The organism is Paenibacillus sp. FSL L8-0638 (assembly GCF_038593075.1).
GTDB lineage: Bacteria > Bacillota > Bacilli > Paenibacillales > Paenibacillaceae > Paenibacillus > Paenibacillus polymyxa_D.
In genome coordinates, this window is record NZ_CP151960.1 from 3,657,909 (window position 1) to 3,681,472 (window position 23,564).

The window sequence follows — 23,564 nt, forward strand, 5'->3', positions numbered from 1 at the left end:
TTCGCCATAACTCCAACTCAACCCGTCATCCTGTCAGCATTGTGGTCCGCAGACTACCCGCTAGACCACTTCGAAGAGCAGCGTCAAGCACACTTTCCCGTAATGCCAGAACACCAGTCCTTTCAATCCACTCCCACATTTTTTCCCCATACCGGGCACTATGTCGGTATATTTGCAAGCAAGTTGCAGTCAGCAGAACCGCTTCTGTCGGGTCTTCCTCCAATCCAAGCAGCTGCCCCTGGCGAACCGGATGCTCTGCATGGCCACCCGCATAGACCTCCCAGCCTGCTGGAGAACGAGATATTCCAATATCGTGGACAAGTACACCTCCGGGATATGCCGATCCAGGACAAATAGCAACTGTAACTAACGCTGGCAATGCGAGACTTCCCCATAAAGTTGCCAACCGCTCTCTTAGCCAGGCTACTTCTACAAATGCCTGATCCATCAGATCCGACTCAACAAAAGACCGATCCTCGGCATTTAGGTTCGTAAAGCGCAGACCCGCAGAGGGCGCCGCTCCTCCGTACTGCGGTGTGACCTGAACCGCAACGCCAGCCCCTAATGGATTTGTCGCAGATCTGTCGCGCAACCCGAGAGATTCCAAGTAATAAAGTACAGCCGGACGACACAATTCACACCCCTGCTGTCTAGTCCAACCGAGACGGGATACTACTTCATCTGGAGTCTGACAGATTGCGTCCACCATAGCTGTTTTAAGCGAATCATGATCGTAATGCGTACATCCACACACAGGGACAATTTCTTGGGCGGTTGGAGTAACTACAGGTCCGGAATCTGTGGATCGGGACAAACTATTTTTGACCAGTGCAGCCACCAGCGGCCGACAGCCCCCACAGGAACCGGACGCTTTGGTCCGGCTCTTCACCTCTTCCACCGTCTTCAGCTTATCCGTGGCAATCGCTCGCAAAATAGCCCCCTTACTCACGCCGTTGCACGCACATACCGTTTCTTCTTCCGGCAGTGCGGCTGCCGCATCCTCTGCTTTGCTCCGGCTGTTATCCCGGGATGTAAGCTCTGTAGCGGACGCCCCGCGCCGTACCATTCCGAGCAACGAGGTACTTTCCGCCGTATCTCCGTACAAAATGGCGCCAGTAACAGCACCGCCGTGCATCATCACTTTTTTATAAACCTCCAGCATCCCGTTATATTCCATAACTGCTGTCTCGTTTCCCTCATCGCGAATGTCTCCTGCGGAAAACACATGGATCCCCGCTACCTTGAGCTGCGCATACGGAACCGTCCCTTCATAGGGAGCCGTTTCACGACCACAAATAACTTTTGCCAGCACTTTGCCCTGCTCATATAGCGGCGCCACCAGTCCGTATGAAATCCCGCGGTGCTCAGCACATTCGCCGACGGCATAAATACCAGGAATACTCGTGCGCATATAATCATCCACGACAATGGCTCGGTTTACGGTCAGACCGCTATCCTGAGCTAATTCGATATTCGGTCGGATACCAACCGCCAGCACAACCAAATCCGTTTCCAACCTGTTCCCGTCCGCAAACATCAAGCCTTGCGCCCTGTTTCGGCCTATGATGTTGACCGTTTCCTTTGCCAAATGAAACCTCATGCCCTGTTCCTCCAACTTTCGCTGCAGAAGCACAGCTGCCGTCCGGTCAAGCTGACGGTTCATAAGATACTGCGCATTATGAACAACCTCAGTTTCCATCCCTAGATTCAGCAGGCCTTGAGCAGCTTCAAGTCCTAACAGCCCCCCTCCGATAACCGTGGCCTTGCGGTATGTTTTGGCATATCTCGCCATGGTTTCACAATCATTCACATCACGAAAAGCAATTACTCCCTGTTTTCGCACTCCAGGAATGGGCGGGATGAAAGGTAATGAGCCCGTTGCCAATATGAGCATGTCATAAGGTTCTTTCATGCCGGATTCCGTTTCCACCATCCCGGCTGCAACATCAATACGACAGACGCGTTCACCCGCGTACAGGTTTACCCCGTTCTCTTCATACCAGTCCCAGTCATGGGTAACGATATGTTTAAATGAGCTCTCCTCCTGAAGCATTTTGGACAGGAGCACTCGGTTGTACCCGGGACGGGGCTCTGCACCAAATATCGTGATTTGGAACCGCTCTGACTCCAAATTGAGTATTTCCTCCACACATTTGATGCCTGCCATACCATTGCCGACGACGACCAGTTTTTTCATCATGTTAAACCAGCCCCATTCTCCGAATAAAATAAGACAGAAAAAGCCCTTCTCCATTCAATGGAAAAGGGCACCGTTGCCGTAAATGCCGGCACATCGTTGTGCCGATATGTATCTAAGATTACTGAATTGTGAATATCATGTCAATATTCAATACATGAAATCTATATTTTCACCTTTTATTTAATTTTTTCTCTCATTTGTGTTATGTATATTGACATACAATAGATCCTTTTTTATAATTTGAATTAAAATCACTCCAACGTGATCATACCAAGTCGACTCACAATGAAGTGTGTCAACCACGGCAATGAAGCCGCAAACCGTTTCCTAGATACCATGTAGGGGCGATTTGCGGCTTTTCATGTTCAAATTACATTTTGCAGACAAAGAACAACAATTAGAACAGGAGAGATGGAGAATGAACAAAAAAAGTTTCTGGAAAAGCGGACACAAGCCCACCTTATTTGGTTCCTTTCTGTATTTTGATATCAGTTTTATGATATGGGGGATGATCGGACCGTTGGCCGTTGTAATTGCCAATGATTATCCAATGGATCCTGTACAAAAAGCCAATCTTGTCGCTCTACCCATACTCGGTGGTTCCCTGCTGCGGCTCGTGCTCGGATTCATGTCGGATTATATCGGTCCCAAGCTCACAGGACAGATTGGTATGCTTGTCACGATCATCCCGCTCTTGCTCGGCTGGCTGTGGGTTGATTCGCTGGAGCAATTATACGTTGTTGCCCTGCTCCTGGGCGTAGCTGGAGCCTCATTTGCAGCTGCGTTGCCGTTAGCCGGTCAATGGTACCCCAAAGAGCATCAAGGCTTGGCTATGGGAATTGCCGGAGCCGGTAATAGCGGTACCGTCCTTGCGACTTTGTTCGCCAACCGCATTGCTCAACATTTTGGCAGTTGGGAAGCCGTTTTCGGATTGGCCATCCTCCCCATCTTAATCGTCTTCATTCTGTTCAGTATTTTTGCCCGCAACAGCCCTCACCGCCCGGCACCAAAAAATCTGTCGCAATATGCTTCGGTGCTCAAACAGAGGGATGCCTGGGTATTCTGTGCCTTTTATTGCGTGACGTTTGGCGGATTCGTTGGCCTTTCTAATTATTTGACTATTTTCTTCAATACCCAGTATGGCCTCTCCGCGGTACATGCCGCCGATTTTGCAACCGTTTGTGTGATTGCCGGAAGCTTTTTTCGTCCTGTAGGTGGTTTTTTATCCGATCGGATTGGTGGTTCAAGCATGCTAATGTACTTGTATGCGGGGGCCGGGATTATGCTCGCCGGCATTGCGTTTTTACCGCCACTTACCGTGGTAGTTGTGCTGCTGTTCGTAGGCATGATGTGCCTTGGCGCTGGCAACGGCTCTGTATTCCAGCTCGTGCCGCAGCGCTTCGGCAACGAAATCGGGCTCATGACCGGTATCGTCGGCGCTGCTGGTGGCATAGGCGGGTACTTTCTCCCTCTTATACTGGGTCATCTGTACAAATCAACGGGTTCCTATATGCCGGGCTTCATCTGTCTGAGCCTACTTACGTTCTGTGCCTTTACCCTCGTCATCATAATGCAATTGAAATGGCGTAACAGCTGGATGCGACGCTCTGCTACAGTTACTGATGAAGCCGTCAATCGCATTGGAGAATTAAATGCCTGATATTCATTAAATATAAAGCTGCGAAGCATTGAATTGTCCCTCAACCATCCCTATAGCCCAAAAAATGGCTTAACTTCGTTTATATAAAATGAAGTTAAGCTATTTTTCATGCACACTCAATCGAATCACACCTATAAAAACTATGATAAACATCACATTAGATCAATATTTTCCGAAAATATTATGAAAATTAAATGAAATTTTCATTTAAAAAACATTGAAAATCGCTTTCATTTTCATAATTTCTCTTATGTAAACACTTATATAACCATTTTTCACACAACATACTTGTTCACTTGGTTTAAAATAAGGCGTATACTTGTTCACGAATTGTTCAAGGATGAACTAAATGTAATTTTCTAGAAAGAAGGAATTAAAAATGCGTGCTTTTCATTTTACGGAAGACGGATCTATCGAAACCAAATTAACCGGAAAAGATCTACTTGCCAACCCACTGCTGAATAAAGGAGTGGCTTTTACCTTGGAAGAACGGAAACAACTTGGACTTGACGGTCTCCTTCCTCCTACGATATTAACTATTGAAGAGCAGGTTCAACGGGTTTACGAGCAATTTCAGAGCCAACCGGATAATTTGCGTAAAAATGTTGCGTTAAATGATCTTTTTAATCGCAATACGGTCCTTTATTATCGTTTGCTCTCTGAGCACCTAAGCGAAATGCTCCCGATTGTTTATACACCAACAGTAGGCCAGGCTATACAGGAATACAGTCATGAATATCACAAGCCCGGTGGTATGTATTTATCTATTGATAATCTGGCGGGTATCGAAGAGGCTTTTAAGAATTTGAACCTGGACCCTGATGATATCGACCTGATCGTAGCCACAGATTCCGAGAGTATTTTGGGAATCGGGGACTGGGGAGTCGGAGGTATTAATATCTCTATTGGTAAGCTTGCTGTGTATACAGCTGCTGCTGGTATAGATCCTAGCCGGGTGCTGGCAGTTGTTCTTGATGCAGGTACAAACAACGAGAAGCTATTGGAAGATCCTTTATATATGGGGAATCGTCACAAACGTGTACGTGGAGAACAATATGATCAATTTATTGACACTTATGTTCAAGCTGCACTTTCCTTTTTCCCGAATGCCCTGCTGCACTGGGAAGATTTGGGCAATGTCAATGCACGGAACATTATCAATAAATACGGAAATAGTATTTTGACTTTTAATGACGACATTCAAGGTACTGGAGCGGTTACACTCGCAGGTGTGATGTCCGGTGTTCAATTGTCCGGAATCCCACTGAGCAAGCATCGGGTTCTAGTCTTTGGTCCAGGAGCTGCCGGAATCGGCAATGCAGACCAAATTAGCGCCGCCATGATGCTGGAAGGACTGTCAGAAGCAGAAGCAAGACGTAACTTCTGGGCTTATGATTATCGTGGCCTGCTTACCAACGAAACAGAAGGACTTTTTCCATTTCAGGTTCCTTATGCGCGTGATGCTGCAGAATGCCGTGACTGGGAACATGCTGAAGATGGAAAAATCCCTCTGCTTGAAGTCATTCGCCGCGTGAAACCGACGATTATGATTGGTACTTCCGGTGTTAGTGGGGCATTTAGTGAGGAAATCGTTAAAGAAATGGCCAAACATACAGAACGTCCTATAATTATGCCTATGTCCAACCCGACTCCACTTGCAGAAGCAACTCCGCAAGATTTGATCCACTGGACCGAAGGAAAAGCCCTGATTGCAACAGGAAGTCCTTTTGAGCCGGTGATCTATAACAATATTAAGTTTGAAATTGGGCAATCCAACAATGCTTTCGTGTTCCCGGGTCTTGGTCTTGGCGCAATCGTGGTAAAATCCAAAATCATAACAGATAGCATGTTTGCTGCAGCTGCCCATGCAGTAGCTCAAATGGTGGATTTGTCGCAGCCTGGTGCTTCCCTGCTGCCAAAAATCAATGAATTACGCGAAGTATCTGAAGCGGTAGCCGTGGCTGTGGCCAAGGCAGCAGTTCAGGATGGAGTAGCGCGTCATCAACCGGACGATATCGCACAAGCAGTTCGAGATGCGATGTGGGACTGTAAATATAAACCCATCAAACAATATGGTCAGGAAACGGTCCTGGTTTAAAAAATAGCGAACAACATCAAATTTATACTTGCATACGCAAAGTGATTATTTAACTGATGTCCGCCATTTTTGGCGGACATCTTCATTGGAGGCGACATCATGGCTACAGGTCATATTTTTATTATCTTAATTCCTATTTTCTTTGTCATTTTAATTGGTTATTTCGCAGGATTGTTTAAAGCTTTTAACCCCGCTTCTTCTAAGGGATTAAATACACTCGTGACGAAATTTGCTCTACCCGCACATTTGTTTATTGGTATTACGACGACACCAAGAGAGACGTTGATTCAAAAGTGGCCCTTTCTTGTGGCTTTGCTACTTGGTGTAATCGGCTTTTATATTGTATTGCTCATTGTTTATCACTTAATTGCCAAAAAAGGCCTGACTGAATCCTCCATGTTCGCATTGAATTCAACACAGCCTTCTTTTGCATTCATGGGAATTCCGGTTCTGGGCAGCTTGTTCGGAAGTGCGGCAGTCGCCATCCCGATTGCGATTACCGGGATCGTCGTTAATGCCATTCTTGATCCTCTTGCAAGTATTTTGGGAACGGTCGGCCAGCGCAAAACAACAGAATCCGACGGCACTAAAGGCAACTTATTTAAAGTCACTATGAAATCAGTCCTTCATGGACTCAGCGAGCCACTTGCCTGCGTACCTTTGTTTGGTGTCATATTGACTCTATGTGGATTCCACGCTCCGAAACTTTTACAATCCATGTTTGATCAAATCGGCAATGTTACCGCCGGTACAGCCCTATTTGCCATCGGGGTAACCATTGGTATCAAGAAGATTACGTTCAGTCCAAAAGCACTAAGCATCGCTGTGCTGAAAGCCATCGTAATGCCTATTGTTATGCTCGGTATTGCTGTTCTGATAGGACTATCCCATGAAGATGTAAGCAAAGCCGTACTGCTTGTCGCTTTTCCCGGCTCGGCTGTGGCCGCTATGATTGCTACCCGTTATGAAACACTGGAAACGGAAGCTGCATCTGCATTTGTTATTAGCTCAGTCTTATCGCTCATTTCACTACCCTTGCTCATTTCACTTCTTTTATAAGGGACAGAAAAGTTAAGAACCCTCAATGCAATCCAGGTATTTATAGGTGTAAAGCAAACCCGTTTGTCCTCATTTATCTTATTTTTTAAATATTGTCTGAACAATAAAGTGATTTAGTAAGAATTGAGTTGGAAAAACAACATAAATCCAGTTTGCCGACAAGCGGCGGCCCCATCGTTTCATTCACTCGGGGGCCGCCGTTCTTTTTGTATAACCTTCTACTCTCCCTTTTAATAAATACCTAACAATTAGAAAGCAAATTGTCGAAATATATATGGGATAGGTTGTATATGAAACTAAATCGCTAATTCAAAGGAGAAGAAAACGTGAAAAACTTGAAGTGGAGAACTATGTCCTTTTTTGGTAAAAATCTATTAATCTCTTTTCTTAACATCGTATTAATAGGAGCTATTCTCATCACATCCAGCTATATACTTCAAAAGAACATTCTCACCACACAGCTGCAAGACCAAGTTAAGGTATTGACTAAAAAATGGGCAGAAGATGTTGATAAAACAAAAGTACAACAAGCATTGAATGAAAAAGATTATAACGGCTCTGTGCAACAAGATTTACGCAAATTTCTCGATTCTATTCACACACTTTATCCTAACGTTGCCCAAGCTTACATATTCGGCACAGAGCTAACAGAAGGAAATCAAACTTCCATTATTGGCGTTCCCACAAATTTAGTCCAAGCTTTCCAAGACTCGAAGATGAATATTGGGGATATGTACACTCTTCCAGACGAAAATGTACAAGGTGTAAATAAAATGCTTCAATCTAAAGACTCAGCGTTTAGCAGTTTTTATACTGACGATTTTGGTACATGGACGACCATTGTTTACCCAATTACAGATGAAAGCGGTAAAATCACAAGTGCGATATACTTTGACGTAGACGCGAGCTCTGTACCTACCGGACTTCATAAATTGCTTGTATACGGTATTTCATTGCTCATTCTGTTCCTTGCGATCTTCTTAACGATCCAATATTTATTGGTAAAACGCACCCTCTCCCCGATTCGTAGCCTGATGAAGGGCATTGAAGAAGTCAGCGAGGGAAATCTGAATGTAAAAATCAAGACAGGCGAGGACGACCTTGGCATTATCAATCAAAAATTTAATTCTATGATCAAGCGCCTTAACGATACAATGGTGAAAGTACAGGATACGACGCAAGAAGTTACGGGATCTGCCCAGGAATTGTTAAGCATTAGCGAGAAAAACAGTACGAATACGACCGTCATTAACAGCAACATTCAGGAAATAACCCAAGGTCTTGAAGCTCAGGATCATGCAGCACTTGAAAGCTCCAGAGCTATGAATGAAATGTCGACGGTTATCCAAACCATTGCGGAGAGCTCCTCTTCCGTAGCCGATCAAGCTTATTCTATGGAAAAACGCTCCGTTGAAGGCAATCAGGTAGCCCAAAAGCTTTCCGCTCAAATGGACTCCATCTCCACTACAATGGAAAGTACAGCTGATTCCGTTAATGCGCTGCAGAACCGTTCTAACGAAATCAGCAATATCGTCAGCATCATTACAGGCATTGCCAGTCAAACGAATCTGCTTGCACTGAACGCTTCTATTGAAGCTGCCAGAGTCGGTGAAGAAGGCAAAGGTTTTGCAGTCGTAGCGGGAGAAGTGCGTAATTTGGCTGAGCAGTCTCAAGAGTCTGCCAAACAAATCGCAGAGCTTATTGAAGAAATCCAAAAAGAAATTGAGCAAACTGTAAAAGGCATCAGCCTTGGTACAAAAGAAGTTCACGTCGGGCTGGAAGTTACAAAGCAGACAGGCGAAATGTTCTCTGAAATTTTAGATGCGTCCAATAAAGTGTCGTCACAAATCCAGGAGGTATCCAGTGCAACGGAGCAGATCTCGGCCAGCACGCAGGAAATGTCAGCTACCTCTGACGAGCTGTCTTCCACAGTTAGCAAAACAGTGGACAGCAGCAAACAAATTGAACAAACCATTGGAGAACAAGCTGAGTCTATGGCTTCTATTGTCAAAGCTTCTGACAAGCTTACATTGATGTCTGGCGAGCTGGAAGAGCTTATTTCTTTCTTCAAGGTGAACCGAGAAGCCTAATTTTATAACTTCTAAATACCCATAGATAATAGTAAAGAACCTCTAATCTGCATATAATGCGCATCAGAGGTTCTTTGATGTACTCTTACGTACTTCTTAATTTATAAATCCTTCCAAAGCTGAAGTTGGCTTACCGTCAGCCTGCCAAGCACCTTTGTTATAACCCTGATTGTAACCTGGAGTTGCAGCAGGCTCCCAATAAAATACCCCTGTACCTTTACCGCCTCCGATGTTCCGAACCTTCGTTTTGATTGCAGATATAAATGACTTGGAAGCTGCAGGTTCATTATATTCCATCCCGATTTCACTGATGACAATACCTTTGCCGTATTTTGCAATGAGGTTATTGGCATTGGTAATCGTCTGATCCACCTTGCCCTGCCAGTCCGAAGGAGACGGATACAGAGACAGCCCGATGAGATCAAACTGAGCTCCATTATCAATCAGCCCGCCGATATTCCAGTTCAACACGGAATCATTATCTCCATTGGCTAAATGTACGATCGTTTTAGTACTACTGCTTACCGATTTCACAGCATTATTACCTGTATTGACGAGCCAGGCATAGTTTTTCATGTTCACCGAAGCTTTGCCATCTTCCCAGAGCATTCCATTGTTCGTCTCATTACCGATCTGCACCCAGTCCGGTGTTACCCCCTTGCTTTTCATCGTGTCCATAACATAGACCGTATGGGACCAGACTGCATCCATAAGTTGTGTAAATGTGAAATTGCGCCACGCATAAGGTTTGTTCTGTTGCCCTGGATCTGCCCAAGAATCACTATAATGCAGAGTCAGCATAACGCTCATACCTAACTTTTTAGCTCGCTGCGCCAGTTCTGCTGCCTTTTCGGCATTCATGTATCCGCTTGCATAATCTTTCATGTCAGGGTTTACCCACACACGGATACGTACCGAATTGATCTGATAGTCATCATGCAAAATTTGCAGTATATCTCGACGAACACCCTTTTTATCCTTCCAAGTCATACCTTGCGCTTCCATTCCTGCTACCCAGCTTATATCTGCTCCTTTGGCGAAAGCAGGGGCGGCCGAAGCCGCACCCAACCCTACAGAGTCGAACGGATACAATAAGCTGGATAACAAGATCAACATCGCAAATACCATCGTACGGTTACCTGTTTTCATAAGTCATCTCCCATCCGAATTGTATAATTCTCATTGCCTCTGACCAACCTACCAGCTCCCTCACTCGGGAAAAAGACGGAAATCACATTTTAATATCATGTTCTATTTATTGCGCTCTGTCTTTAAAACCTTAACAGCGTAGGCATCCAATTGAACGCTGCCGTCTTCTATCGCATGATTTTCAAGCATATCCGTATAAGTTCGTCCATCCAATGTAATCCTTTGCGGCTCATGCGTGAAATTCAGTATAAAAATATAATCATGAACCCCATCGGTACGAATCGCTGTATTCACTCCATGAGGCAACTTCACATTGAGCGCTTTACTGATTCCTGCATCCTCAATTAAACTTCTGTAAAAATGACTGTGGAACAGTCCGGTGTTGCGTGATGCGATGTAATAAGCCTTTCCCTCTCCCAAACGGTTCACCGTCAAAGCCGGGCGTCCTGCATAAAAGTCTGAGCCGTACACAGCCAGTACCTCTGCACCCTCCGTATGAATGAGATCACACAATTCTACAGCTTCATACTCCCCTTGCAGATCCAGCTCATTGCCTTCAACCGGCAAAATGTGATTACGGTCATGATCATGCAATCCGTCAATCTCTTCCGACCAGATCCCCAGCGTCTTACGAAGCGGTCCCGGAAAGCCTCCAAGAAAGCATAAATCATGTTCATCTACGATACCAGACCAATAGGTTGCTACGAAAACACCACCGTTTTCAACAAACTTCTGTATACGCTCACCCACACCACTGCGGACCATATACAACATCGGAGCTACTAAAAGTTTGTATTTGGAGAAATCTGCATCCATATGAATGACATCTACAGGCACTCCCTGCTCCCAAAGTGCCAAATAATGCGCTTCAGCTGTCTCTTCATATTTCACACCTTTGTTCCGCGGTCCCTGTGAATCGTTGATTCCCCAACGATTCTCCCAGTCAAAAATGACTGCGGCCTCCGCCGGTACAGAAGTACCGATAACCTCCTCCAGTTTTTCCAGCGCATTACCTACATGGGTCACATCCCCGAATACCCGAGTGTGCTCATGTCCGACATGATCGACAACCGCACCATGCAGCTTTTCACTTGAACCGCGGCTTTTCCGCCACTGAAAATATTGAACAGTATCTGACCCGTGTGCCACAGCCTGTAAAGACGATAGCAGATGCATTCCCGGCCGCTTCAGCTTGCTAACGTCTTGCCAGTTCGTCAAGCTCGGTGTACTCTCCATGAGCATCCAAGGCTTGCCTCCCTTGATTGAGCGAATAATATCGTGCATCATGGCCACTTTAGCAGCCTGACGACTATCATCTCCCTCATGGTCATGCCATGTTGGGTAACTATCCCAGGATATAACATCGAGCAGATCAGCAAACTTCCAGTAATTCAATCCTTCAAAAAACTCCATTAAATTGGTTGTGACCGGAATTGCTGGATTTGCAGCCTTGAGCGGCACAATCTCATGTTTGATAAAATCTGCGGTCTGATCGGTCACAAACCGTCTCCAGTCCAAATTCATGGCATGGACCTGTGTTTCACCGTGAGGTGCCGGAGACTCAACTTGGCTCCAATCTGTAATCGTATGACTCCAAAAGGTCGTCCACCATGCGTGATTAAGCTTGTCCAGCGTACCGTATTTATCCTCGACCCAAGCACGAAATGCCCCCTGACAATAATCACAGTGGCAATCTCCACCAAATTCATTGGAAATATGCCAGCCAATCACAGCCGGATGGTTAGCATAACGCTCGGCTAGCTTCGTATTCATGATACGTACTTTTTCCCGGTAAACAGGCGATGTAGCACAGTGATTATGACGAAACCCATGTAGATTACGGACGCGGTTAGCCTCCACACGCAGCACCTCAGGGTATTTTTGTGACATCCAGGCTGGTCTTGCTCCACTAGGAGTAGCCAAAAATGCATAGATTCCATTCTCAGCAAACGAATCCAGAATACGATCCAGCCACTCAAACGTAAATACACCTTCCTCAGGCTCCAATGATACCCATGAGAAAATGCCAACAGACATCACGTTACATTTGGCTAGTTTCATTAGACGGATATCCTCCGCTAACACCTCAGGGTAATGCTGCCATTGCTCCGGGTTATAGTCCGCTCCATGCAGCATACGTGGAATTCGCTCACTAATCGGGGGGTACTTAGTTATGTTTTGATACGTCACTGTAAATCATCTCCTTATTATTTCTATTACTCTTTGACGGAACCTAGCGTCATACCTTTAACAAAATACTTTTGTAAAAATGGATATACAATGAGAATAGGCGCTGCACCAATGAAAATTTGCGCTGCATTAACCGTCGTTTGAGAAAGTAATTCCATCTCCTTTGGACTCATGCTCATGGAACTCATGTCCTTCTGAATAATTACAGTTTGCAGGAACGTCGCGAGCGGATAGTCCTTTGCATTGCTCAAATAGAGTAGACCGTCAAACCAGGAGTTCCAATGAAATACCATACTAAACAGCGCAATCGTCGCAATGGAAGGCATGGATATCGGTAAAAAGATACTAAACAATGTCCGAAAATGTCCTGCTCCGTCGATCAATGCGGCCTCTTCCATCTCTTTGGGAATTCCTCTAAAAAAGTTCAACATAAGGATGACCAGAAATGTGTTGACCGCTCCTGGCAAAACAAGTACCCAGAAGCTATCCATGAGATGGATCTTTTGAATAACCATATAGAATGGAACCAGACCACCGTTAAAAATCATGCTGAACACGAACAACCATGAATATACGTTTCGGCTACGGAACACAGATGTTTCCTTTGAAAGTGGATAAGCAGCTAAAAAGGTAATCAGCAGTGTCAAGCCGGTTCCCAATACAGTCCGACAGACAGAAATCCAGATGGAGTGCAGAAAAATCGGGTTATTCATTGTCTTCTTATAGGCTTCTAATGAAAACTGCACTGGCCACAGTCCAACCAGATTGGCATCTGCTGCTGATTTAGCACTAAATGATACCGCCAACACATGAATCAGTGGAACGATACACATGATAGACAACATCACTAGTAAGCAAATATTAAACACATTGAAGATGCGGTATGGCGTTGTTTTATGATACATGACTCTCCCTCTTTCAGCCTCGTGGAATCAGAATATGCGGTAACCTGCCCATTTGTAAGCAAGTCGATAAGATATCAGAATGAGAATCATACTGATAACGGATTTGAACAAGCCGATAGCGGTGGCAAAGCCCATTTCCCCATTGATTAACGCTGTCCGGTAGACGAATGTATCAATAATATCGCCTTTTTGGTAAACCAGTGGATTATAAAGGTTGAAAATCTGGTCAAAACCGGCATTCAGTACATTGCCAAGTGCAAGCGTTCCAACAACGACTACCATCGGAATTAACGAAGGTACAGTGATGTGTAGCGTCTGTCTCCAGCGGCTCGCTCCATCCATTTCAGAAGCCTCATACAACGAAGGATTAATACCCGCCAGTGCAGCGAGAAATACGATGGTGTTGTAGCCGAACTCCTTCCATATATCTGAAACAATGACAGTAAACCGAAACCAGTTATTATCTCCCAGAAAAAAGATAGGCTGGATCCCGAAACTACCGAGAATACGGTTCATAAATCCATCTGTAGCCAACAGGTCAATCAGAATTCCGCCCAAGATGACCCACGACAGAAAGTGTGGTAGATAAACCAGTGTCTGAATGGATCGCTGAAGTCCGACCTTGCGAATTTCATTCAGCAGTATAGCAAAAACAAACGGAACCACCAGATTGAAAAACATCTTTAACACAGCAATAATCAGCGTGTTCCATACAACTTGAAGACTGTCCTCTCGTTGGAACAAAAAACGGAAGTTATCCAGTCCAACCCACTCGGAACCCGTTATGCCTAGCCAAGGCTTGTAATTTTGAAAGGCCATCACGATGCCGCCCATCGGAATGTAGCTGAATACAATTAAGAATATGATGGCTGGCAGCAGCATGATATGAAATGGCCACGTACGTTGCAGACTTCTCATTGCAGTTCCTCCTGTAACTTTCATTCATGGTATACTTCAATTATAAAAGCGTTTTCGCAGTCCCGACAGTTCAAAAAACCAACATACATGGCACAAAAGCAATCATTTTTTTAAGCTCGCCAAACGAATAAAACTTTTTTTCAAATACACCATGATAGCGCATTCATTTCTACTCGATACGGGTGAAGCTGTAGTAAAAAGGCTGCCCACCTCGGGACAGCCTTCGTACTCTGTTACAACATCATTGGTTTTTACTTTTCGACGCTTTTATACCATTCGTTTACTTCATTAGTAATTTGTTCGCCACCAGCTGTTTTCCACGTCTGTACAAAGGTATCAAAAGCAGAGATCGGCTGCTTGCCATAAATAATTTCATTGAAGGTCTGACTTTCAATCTTATCCAGATAGTCCTTTTTAGCCTTCATGGTTGGCGTAGTTGGACCTGTGAACTGATCTTTCATAGAGATATCCTTCTGTTCCATAAGCACTTTGGCAGCTGCGGGAGTACCTTTCCCGTAGTTCACCATTACATCTTTCTCCAGACGGGTCTTCGGTTCTGCGCCGTTAGCTAAACTTAGCAAAGCCTTCATTTGGGCATCAGGTATACGCGCACCATCACGAACCAGCAAATAACGAATAGAGTTTACATAACCGCCTGGTATTTTATCGATAGACATTAGCTTTCCGTCCGCATCCAAATCATAATCGTAGCCCTTAAACAGCCCATTCGACAAATCGCTATCCGGTTTGGCATTAGCATAATGGTCAAACAAATAGTTTTGATAAGTGAAAAAAGCTTCAGGATGCTGCATTTGTTTGTTGATTAGTACAACACCATTGGTGTATTGCGTACCGTGACGCATGGCTTTGTTGTCAGGACCTGCTGGAATCTTAATCGGCTTCCATATGGCACCCGGCGCATTTTTGACTGTATCCTGAAGCGGCCAGCCGCTCATCCAATATGGCCCAGGAATCATGCCGGCTGTTCCTGCGACTGTAGGTTCTGCCGTTTTATTTTCATCCCACAATGCTGCTTCCTGAGGGATATATCCCTTTTTGAGCCACTCGCTCAGCTTTTGCAAACCCGGCTTCATGCCAGGCTGCACGGAGCCATATTCCAAACTGCCATTCGTGCCTTTGTTCCACTGCTGAGGTAGTGTGCCATATGCCCCGAAAATCCAGGACGGGTCACCCATCCAAGTGTTCATGGATGTTTTAAAACCGATACTGAGCGGAACCACTTTGTTCGGAGCCAGTCCGTCCGGATTTTTATTTTTAAAGGTATCCATCACTTTTTCCAGATCATCCATCGTCTCAGGAGCCTTCATACCCAGCTTATCCAACCAATCTTGTCGTACCCACAATACATAATCATGGTTATAGGCGAAATCAAGCACAGGAATACCCATTTTCTTACCATCTCGGCTATACTGATTCCATACATTCGTATCCTGATTCATCGCCTGCTTCCAGGAATCCGAAGCGTACTTGTCAAACAACGGACCAGCCTCTGTAAACATACCGGAATCGATCATGTCCTGTGCCAGTTGCTCATTTTCCGTCCCCAGTACAACGACGTCCGGCATCTCCTGACCTGAGGACATAGCCAAACGCAGCTTCGTAGCAAATGCGCCATTCGTATCCGTGACGGACCAGAGTGATTTGATATTAATACCGAATTTCTCTTTAGCCCATTTGGTCGCAATGTTATTTTCGATAGATTCACCATTTTTAAATTTTAAGGCGGGATCTACACCCCATACCGTGGAAATTGTGACTTCTGGATTGTATTTTTCTTTGTATACGTTTTCAGTTTTAGCTGTGCCGTCCGCATTCCCATCATTTCCCGCACCTGAGCAGCCCACAAGGCCAACTCCTAATACCATAGTTGCGGCGAGCAACGACAACAGCTTTTTCTTCGAATGAACTCGCATATTGTTCCCCCTCTAGAAATCATTTTCTACTCTTTTATTATAGAAGGGATTTTCTTCACAGCCTATGTCACAAAATAAATATTTCTGCACCTTTCCCAACTGATCTTTACTGATTTCGTCTTTACTCGTCCCATCTCTACTGATCTCGAAATTCGTGCGGAGTCATTCCGTAATGCTTTTTGAACATTTTACTGAAATATTGGGGATTCTGGTAGCCTAGTTCCGTCGTAATTTCGTATATTTTTTTGTTGGAATATTTGAGCAAATAAAGAGCCCGCTCCATTCTCATTCGGATAATATAGTCACCCAGACCTTCTCCGGTTTCAGCTTTATAAATTTTAGACAGATAGACTGGATGAAGATAAACCTGATCAGCAATCGTCTTAACAGACAGCTCCTGGCCTTTATCCTGGGAGATGAGCTCCTGAACCTGCTTGACCACATAGCTTTTAGCGCTTTGCTCGCTTGCGGACCATTCAGATTTAAGTTTGTTCATCATGGAAAATATCCACTCTTTGAGGTGGGGGAACGAATGAACCATTTTCTGCGCATGTAACGGATCGAAGCCTACTTGATCCATCTGTGTAATGAAACGTCCTTGTTTGTGCGCTGTATACATAAAGGCGCTCGTCACCGAAATAAACAGCTCATATAAATGCTCGCGTGTATATCCCACCTCTTCCATTTTTCCAAATACACGGCTCACTTTTGCTTCGGCCTCGTCCCATTGCCTGGATTCAAGCAGATGAGTAAGCGTAGGGTGCATATAAAGCCCTTCCAGTGACTTAACTGAGCTGTGTGGCTGTTCTGTCTGTTCTTCTATGAATAGCAGTGTATCCGTCTCCTCTTGATGGTTCCAGTATAAGGATCTAATCGCTGTCTGATATAGCTTAGGCAGCTCCTCTGGAAACTTAAACCAGCCGGTTAATGCGACGTAAATTTCCCCTTTCAAATAATTGCTCACATTTTTTCGAAAGGTCTCAATCGCCGCACGCAAACAACGATTCTGCTCATCCACACTCCGTTCAGGAAATGAATCCCAATTCCCTTCTATTAATACAATTAAGCAGTCATGCGGCGCTTTGCAATGCCAAACGTGAAAATCAGGTGCGAACACTTCCTCGGCAATATTTCCAATCGCATACTCAATTAAGGAGACTGAATGATAGTCCATATCGGAAAAATGCTTCCCTAGCTGAATCAGCAGCATACTGGCAGGATGTCCCGTGCGTAGCTTGATTTCGTACTCGGACATTTTGCTCTCTATTTTTGGTACTGGTAAATCACGCCCGAGTAGCAAATCATGCATCAAATGGGTCCGCAGCACACCAAAATCGTTTCTGCGGCTATATTGTAATTGATGAACCTTGTCAAATGCTTCCCATTCTTCCTTTAGCGAATCCATGGCGGCTGACACACATTTGATAAACTCTTCATCATCCACCGGCTTTAAAATATAATCAAAAGCCTTAAGCTGAAGCGCTTTTTTAGCATATTCAAAATCGGCATAGCCTGTCAGTAACAAACTTCGGATATGCGGCCATCGCTCGTTTACTTCAACAATCAACTCCAGTCCCGTCATACCAGGCATACGAATATCTGTTACCAGAATATCAATATCGTACGCTTCCAGCACATCCACTGCTGCTAATGCGGAAGCCGCTTGATGAACCCTCTCGATGCCTAGCGTCTCCCACGGAATGGTAGCTGCCAGACTTTCTGTTACATAACTCTCATCATCTACTAGTAATATCTGAACCATCTGGTCCCTCCGTTTTAACTATATTCGAATCTGGCGAAGGCTCAATTAAACCATTCGCATGCTCTCCTTCTGTTGAGATCGACCATTTTAATACTGCACGCAATCCTCCCAATGGAGACAAAGAGAACTCCAGTCCGGCATCTTCCCCAAAATGTAATCGCATGCGTTGATGCACATTCCACAAACCGTATCCATGATCCTCTTCCACAGGCTTGTCAAGCGTTGATGTCAGGGCAGCTATAGCCTCTCTACTCAAACCGAGTCCGTTATCATCCACAATCAGGTACATATACGAGCCAACACGCTCAGTCAAAATATGAATTATTCCCTCCTCCGCTTGAGGCTCTATTCCGTGCAGCACCGCATTTTCCACCAGTGGCTGCACTATAAGCGGCGGAATCGGCAGACTGCTGGCCTGCGAAGAAACATGAACTAAGAACGTTAGCCTTGGCATACGCATCTGCTGTATCTTCAGATAATATTGAACAAACTCGACTTCTTCTGACAATGGAACCAAATCCCGCTCCTGTCTTGTCGTATACCGATAATACCTGGATAAATTATGAGCCATAGCCACGACCGCCTCATGATTGCGCAGCTTCGCCATACTTGTGATAAACGAAAAACAATTATAAAAAAAATGCGGATTGATTTGTGACTGGAGCTGCTTTAGTCGCGCTTCCTTGACATGTAGCTGCTCAACATACACCTTCTCAAACAGCTCCTGAATCTGTTCGACCATCAGATTGAATTGACTAGACAGGAAAGCAAACTCGTGACTCCCCCTTAGACTTAATCGAACAGCATAGTCTCCATCCTTTAATCTCCGAAATGCCCGCACAAGCTGAAGAATCGGCACTTGTACCTGTGAATGAAGCAAGTAAGCGCCAATCAAGCCTACCAGCAGCGAGCCAACAACAGTTATATAAAACAGTCGATTCGATGAGTAAATCGGAGACATCATATCGGACAAAGGCATGTAATCAATCAAATACCAACCCGTCGTTTGCGAAAGAACGGCATGAACCAGGTAGCTTTCTTCTCCAATTTTCACAGTCAAATTGTCAACTTCATGGAGTCCCATTTTTTCCAATTTTGAAATCAGCTGTCCAGACAGCTCTTCATTGGCAGTACGATTATAGATCGCTCCTACGCCTTTTTTATAATAAAAAGGCTCCTTGCGTCCATCACCTTTGAAGCGGTCAAGCATATCCTGAATATTACTACTGTCAAATTCAACTTTAATAATCGTGTTAGCGGTTTCTGGATTACCGAGTGAAGAAAACGGGGATAATGTATATAATGAAAATATAAATTGGTCTTTCCCGTATGATCTTTTTTTAGATACCTGCCAGCCGTCTTTTATCAGCTGATTTAGTTTTTTCTGGTTATATAAACCTGCTCCATTCTCCGATACAACCCGTCCCAGCGAAGGAGAATAGATACTCAGTCCGGTTCTCCAATTAGAAGAGCTTTCCTGAAGCCCAAGCTTGGTTTGAATCCGTTTGACAAGGTTAATTCCATCCAGATTGAGAACCTTGTCCTTCAAAAAAATCGCTTGAAAACTGGCTACATCGGGATCATGAATCAGCAGATGCGGCCAGGAGGAAATCATTTCAATATTCGTATTCACCTGGTTTTGAAAAAAAGTCAGCTGATTATAATTAGATTGATTCAGCTCCTCACGTAATACACCTGTCGTTGTCTGATTAGAATAGACATACAGGATCAGCACAGGTATAAGCAATACGATAACGATGGAGACGATTTTAGTATAAAAATTAAATTTAAACATGAGTTCTACACATCCTCTGCACAAGAAACAGGCATACTTAATTGGTATGCCTGAGCCCTGACCTTCGTTGCCGTCAGTACATACACTACATTATCAATGGTTGGCGGTGATAATATGTTTGATGCTAAGCAAATGGAATGGTTTAACCAACTATCCGCTGAAGACTTGGCCATTTTAGGTGCCGGCTTCAATACACTAGGTGATTTTTTTGATTTTCTGGCGTTGGTTAAGGCCAAACAGGAAACAGCGAAAGGAAATAAAAAGTAAATATACTAAACGGCAACTATTTCACAACAAATTTCACACGAGTTCCATCCTCATACTCATCCAATTGATGACTAACCCATGATCCTGCCCCACGATTATCCTTAGGGGCTATGTATTTGACATTTGCACCTTTGCCACCTTCTGAACACATAGCCATCGGCCATTCATCACGATCGTATCCCTTACGAGTGGGAACACCTGTAAGCGAATGCTTGCGATTTAGCTCGGCTCCTTCACGGTCAATTGTGCATACTGGTGATTTTCCCGCCTGAATGGCTTCCTTAATATGCTGCGCCGTTTCAGGGTAACGACCTGACGGGAATTGCAGCGTTACCTGAGCCGCCGAGGAAGGCGGGTTCTCTCCTGTTATTTTCGTAAGAAGATTGCCTCCTTCAAACCAGTACGCTCCCGCAGCTAGCAGAACTAAAGCTATAAAACTTAGCAACTTTTTCTTCAATTTCTCTCTTCCCTTCAAGCTATTCCAATAGATGCCTTCAACTAAGGTGATCCCCGGATTTTATTTTTTGTAACCCCTTACTAACTATAAAAAAAGGTTGAATATTGGACGACAAATAGTATAGAGAGGAGGTTGCACGAATGAACGATGAGATCAAACTGGCCGTGAGCCAAATGCAAGCCGTTGTAGTCCGGTTACTGAATGGAAGTACCGTAATTGGCTGGCCTAAGCTCCTATCAGACCAAGAAACTCAGCAATTCAAGCTCTATGATGACGAACACGTATATACGATTTCTGTTAATGACGTGGATACAGTCGCAAGAGTTATTGTATAAGATACAGGAAGCGACTTAATGAGACATCCAGCGGACAAGCCCAAACAAGGCACACCACAGAAGAAGACTAATCAGAATCCCCCAAAATAAACCTTTAAAAAGCTTCATACCATACTGACAACCTTTCCGACTGGGCTTTTCCCCATTATAACATGTCAGAAAGACAGCTGTCGCAGCTTGCTCTTGCATCATCTTCGTATCATATATTTCAAATTTTAAAATCACAATACAAAGGAAAATAATGAAATTTCCGAAAATTATGCCTGATCACCATTGAAAATGCAATCATGACATAATAAAAGTCACATTTTAATCAAAATTTAATGAAAGTTTTCCGAAAATGATGTATAATTATTGACATAACAAAACGCACGAGGTGATCATCATGGCATTATTAAACAGAGTTCATGAATTAAAATTGCAACTGCCTAACGAGCATCATAGCATTTCCCAATACGTGGAGCATGCATTGCATTCGATTGACAGTTTTGTGGAGCAACATCGTCAATTTATAGCCGCTCAGGCTCTATATGGTGAAAAGATCAATGGTACGGAAGAAAGACTGTTCCGAGACACAATTTCTGAGATTAAAGCCCAACTGGTAGCTACTTTGGAAAAGACAGTTGAAGACTTCGCACACAAAGGCGATAAGCATTGGAAAAATCATTATCAGGACGGCGTAGAATAAGCTGAAAATAACCCCCGGTCTTTGGACCGGGGGTTATTTTGTATAAGTGGATGTGGCAATGTACGTAGCTATTTTAACACTTTGGCAGATGTCGTTACCTTCTTACCGCCATAGACTACTTTAATACTGGAGCTTCCGCTTTCCAAGGTCTTCACCTGACCAGCTGTAACCTGTACGATCGACGGTTTGGAGGATGTCCATACCGCTGAGCTTGTCACATTGGTAGTAGCACCTGAATCATAAACTGCATTCACACTAAGCACTTGAGAGGAGCCTTTAGGCAGCTTCAGGTTTTTATTGCTCAATACCAGTTTGAGCAGCTTAGGTGTGACCTTGATCTCGATGTTAAACGACTTATCCTGATATGTGCCCGTAATCGTTGCGTTTCCAATTCCAACGGCTTTAATGGAAGAGCCTTTTACGATCGCTACGGAAGCATTCGATGTTGTCCATTTCACTTTACTGCTCAGGGTAACTTTTTTACCATCCGTATATATACCGATGACTTTGATGGACTTACTTCCTTTCAAATTCATTTCGGCATTCGAAAAGCTTGGTGTCAATGTAGAAATGGCTCCTTCCACAATGACAGGTACTTTCACATATTTATTCATATACATAGCCTTAATTCCAGAGTTACCGCCATTCACCGCTTTTACTTTACCATTTGCTACTGTAACTGCGGCTGTTGTACCTACCCAGCTTACCTGATTGGTAATATCCAGGATTCCACCACCAGCCATGTGGGCTTTTACTGTCGGAATACTTGCTTCTTGGCCTGCAACCAGTACATATTTTTTCTCAGAAGCCGTCAGCTTGAGCACTTTATATTGCACAGTCACTGGAATATCCAGTTTGAGCGCACCTACCGTTGCTGTCAATGTTGCACTGCCTGGGTTCACTGCAACCAGCTTACCATTTGCTATTTTAACTGCACTTTCACTGCTTAAGCTCCATTTTACATCGGATTGAACTGCTTTTTTTGCTCCATTGACCAAATAAGCAGATATACTCGGAAGAGAAGTTTTGCCTCCTGTTTCGAGAGTCAGACTGGCTTTGCTTGAAACCAGTTTTTCAACCGTCGGAAGTACATTAATCTTTAGAGTCTTGCTCAAACCGTGATAGGACGCTGTAATCGTCGAATTGCCTGCATCCATCGGTGTGATTTTACCTTGCTCGACTGTGGCAACCAGCGGATTGGAGGAAGTCCATTCTGCCGTGTTGGTCACATCTGTTTTGCTGCCAGTCAGGTTGACATCAGTTGCACTAACCTGAATTGGGGAGCTACCCAGAAAGACCGATTTGGACCCAGTTGCACTCAATACTAGCGCCTGAGAAGAAGAACGCACATACACAATCGTTTGTGCTTTAAGTTCATCTTTGCTTGCTTTAATGTAAGTCACGCCTTTGGCAAGTGGACGAACAAGACCATCTTCAACGGTAGCAACAGCCGCATTCGAAGAAGTCCATTCGACACCGGATACATTTTCCGTCCCACCTCCAGTAAGTACACCTTGAGCAGTCAATTGCTTCGATTCCCCGCCAATCGTCAAATTAATGGGACTAGACGGATTTAATTGCAGCTTGCTGTAAGGCGATTTTACTGTAATCGTTGTACTTACCGTTTGCTGCTCATATGTAGCAACAATCTTAATCTGCCCTTTTGACACAGGAGTAATGAGTCCCTTATCTACCTTTAAAATGCTTGAATCCCCAGAGATCCATTCTGCCTTTTGTGTAACATCTTCCTTGCCCTTTTCTGTCAATGACCACACTTTTAATTGAGCGGGGCTTCCACCCAGATTCAATGTAGTCGGATTTTGACTATCCCACTCTACCGTGGAGGTCTTGCTCTCCTCAGCCCGGATCAAACCTGCTGGCCATGCTGCAAATACAAACATCAGCAACGCAAGTAAGAAGGTACTCCGTTTGCTCATACGTTTCATACGTTCCATTCGTTTCTCTCCCTTTGTTTCATTCTATAAAACAGGGTATTATTAACAATCCCATTATCTTTTATCGGTAAGCAGTTAACTAAATTGAACCCTTCATCAAAA

The 23,564-nt window shown here is 44.3% G+C and carries 17 protein-coding genes; 7 read left to right on the forward strand and 10 right to left on the reverse strand.

The window, feature by feature from the left end:
- Nucleotides 1-25 precede the first annotated feature (25 nt).
- Entirely contained in the window at nucleotides 26-2,200 is a 2,175-nt protein-coding gene (gene nirB / locus MKY35_RS16230; protein ID WP_342444232.1) for a nitrite reductase large subunit NirB, read from the reverse strand.
- 418 nt (nucleotides 2,201-2,618) lie between these two features.
- Here nirB and MKY35_RS16235 point away from each other — a divergent pair, with 418 nt between their 5' ends.
- The 4 genes from MKY35_RS16235 to MKY35_RS16250 all read left to right on the forward strand — a co-directional run bounded on the left by MKY35_RS16235 (nucleotide 2,619) and on the right by MKY35_RS16250 (nucleotide 9,107).
- Nucleotides 2,619-3,860, forward strand: coding sequence for a nitrate/nitrite transporter (locus tag MKY35_RS16235; protein ID WP_342446658.1), 1,242 nt, complete (start codon nucleotides 2,619-2,621; stop codon nucleotides 3,858-3,860).
- Nucleotides 3,861-4,239: 379 nt separating this feature from the next.
- Nucleotides 4,240-5,958 (forward strand): NAD-dependent malic enzyme, encoded by a 1,719-nt coding sequence (locus MKY35_RS16240; protein ID WP_039270797.1) that lies wholly within the window; start codon nucleotides 4,240-4,242, stop codon nucleotides 5,956-5,958.
- Between the two features lie 99 nt (nucleotides 5,959-6,057).
- The gene (locus MKY35_RS16245; protein WP_342444233.1) at nucleotides 6,058-7,017 is read left to right on the forward strand and encodes an AEC family transporter; all 960 of its coding nucleotides are present in this window, start codon (nucleotides 6,058-6,060) and stop codon (nucleotides 7,015-7,017) included.
- 326 nt (nucleotides 7,018-7,343) lie between these two features.
- Nucleotides 7,344-9,107 carry a HAMP domain-containing methyl-accepting chemotaxis protein gene (locus MKY35_RS16250; protein WP_342444234.1) on the forward strand — a complete coding sequence of 588 codons (1,764 nt, stop codon included), beginning with the start codon at nucleotides 7,344-7,346 and terminating at the stop codon, nucleotides 9,105-9,107.
- Nucleotides 9,108-9,203: 96 nt separating this feature from the next.
- Here the strand turns inward: MKY35_RS16250 and MKY35_RS16255 are convergent, their stop codons facing one another.
- The 7 genes from MKY35_RS16255 to MKY35_RS16285 all read right to left on the reverse strand — a co-directional run bounded on the left by MKY35_RS16255 (nucleotide 9,204) and on the right by MKY35_RS16285 (nucleotide 19,760).
- Nucleotides 9,204-10,256: a glycosyl hydrolase 53 family protein gene (locus tag MKY35_RS16255; protein WP_342444235.1), complete on the reverse strand. Its 1,053-nt coding sequence runs from the start codon at nucleotides 10,254-10,256 to the stop codon at nucleotides 9,204-9,206.
- Between the two features lie 102 nt (nucleotides 10,257-10,358).
- Nucleotides 10,359-12,446 (reverse strand): beta-galactosidase, encoded by a 2,088-nt coding sequence (locus MKY35_RS16260; RefSeq protein WP_342444236.1) that lies wholly within the window; start codon nucleotides 12,444-12,446, stop codon nucleotides 10,359-10,361.
- Nucleotides 12,447-12,472: 26 nt separating this feature from the next.
- A complete protein-coding gene (locus MKY35_RS16265; RefSeq protein ID WP_029517680.1) occupies nucleotides 12,473-13,351 on the reverse strand; it encodes a carbohydrate ABC transporter permease in 879 nt (292 codons plus the stop codon).
- Between the two features lie 27 nt (nucleotides 13,352-13,378).
- Nucleotides 13,379-14,269 (reverse strand): ABC transporter permease subunit, encoded by an 891-nt coding sequence (locus tag MKY35_RS16270; RefSeq protein WP_029517681.1) that lies wholly within the window; start codon nucleotides 14,267-14,269, stop codon nucleotides 13,379-13,381.
- A gap of 251 nt (nucleotides 14,270-14,520) precedes the next feature.
- A complete protein-coding gene (locus tag MKY35_RS16275) occupies nucleotides 14,521-16,203 on the reverse strand; it encodes a sugar ABC transporter (protein WP_342444237.1) in 1,683 nt (560 codons plus the stop codon).
- A 136-nt stretch (nucleotides 16,204-16,339) separates the two neighbouring features.
- Nucleotides 16,340-17,965, reverse strand: a complete 1,626-nt coding sequence (locus tag MKY35_RS16280; RefSeq protein WP_342444238.1) for a response regulator — start codon at nucleotides 17,963-17,965, stop codon at nucleotides 16,340-16,342.
- Nucleotides 17,940-19,760: a sensor histidine kinase gene (locus MKY35_RS16285; RefSeq protein WP_342444239.1), complete on the reverse strand. Its 1,821-nt coding sequence runs from the start codon at nucleotides 19,758-19,760 to the stop codon at nucleotides 17,940-17,942. The genes MKY35_RS16280 and MKY35_RS16285 overlap by 26 nt, the downstream gene beginning before the upstream one ends.
- A 114-nt stretch (nucleotides 19,761-19,874) precedes the next feature.
- Here MKY35_RS16285 and MKY35_RS16290 point away from each other — a divergent pair, with 114 nt between their 5' ends.
- On the forward strand, nucleotides 19,875-20,027 hold the full coding sequence (locus MKY35_RS16290) for a hypothetical protein (protein WP_165150326.1): 153 nt from the start codon (nucleotides 19,875-19,877) through the stop codon (nucleotides 20,025-20,027).
- Nucleotides 20,028-20,043: 16 nt separating this feature from the next.
- On the opposite strand, the gene MKY35_RS16295 is transcribed toward MKY35_RS16290, so the two are convergent.
- The gene (locus tag MKY35_RS16295) at nucleotides 20,044-20,484 is read right to left on the reverse strand and encodes a NucA/NucB deoxyribonuclease domain-containing protein (protein ID WP_342444240.1); all 441 of its coding nucleotides are present in this window, start codon (nucleotides 20,482-20,484) and stop codon (nucleotides 20,044-20,046) included.
- 140 nt (nucleotides 20,485-20,624) lie between these two features.
- Between MKY35_RS16295 and MKY35_RS16300 the strand changes: the two genes are divergently transcribed.
- Together MKY35_RS16300 and MKY35_RS16305 are read left to right on the forward strand one after the other, a co-directional pair.
- The gene (locus MKY35_RS16300; RefSeq protein ID WP_029517686.1) at nucleotides 20,625-20,819 is read left to right on the forward strand and encodes a hypothetical protein; all 195 of its coding nucleotides are present in this window, start codon (nucleotides 20,625-20,627) and stop codon (nucleotides 20,817-20,819) included.
- Nucleotides 20,820-21,204: 385 nt separating this feature from the next.
- The gene (locus tag MKY35_RS16305) at nucleotides 21,205-21,507 is read left to right on the forward strand and encodes a hypothetical protein (RefSeq protein WP_013310964.1); all 303 of its coding nucleotides are present in this window, start codon (nucleotides 21,205-21,207) and stop codon (nucleotides 21,505-21,507) included.
- Nucleotides 21,508-21,575: 68 nt separating this feature from the next.
- Here the strand turns inward: MKY35_RS16305 and MKY35_RS16310 are convergent, their stop codons facing one another.
- A complete protein-coding gene (locus MKY35_RS16310; protein ID WP_342444241.1) occupies nucleotides 21,576-23,462 on the reverse strand; it encodes an Ig-like domain-containing protein in 1,887 nt (628 codons plus the stop codon).
- Nucleotides 23,463-23,564 lie beyond the last annotated feature (102 nt).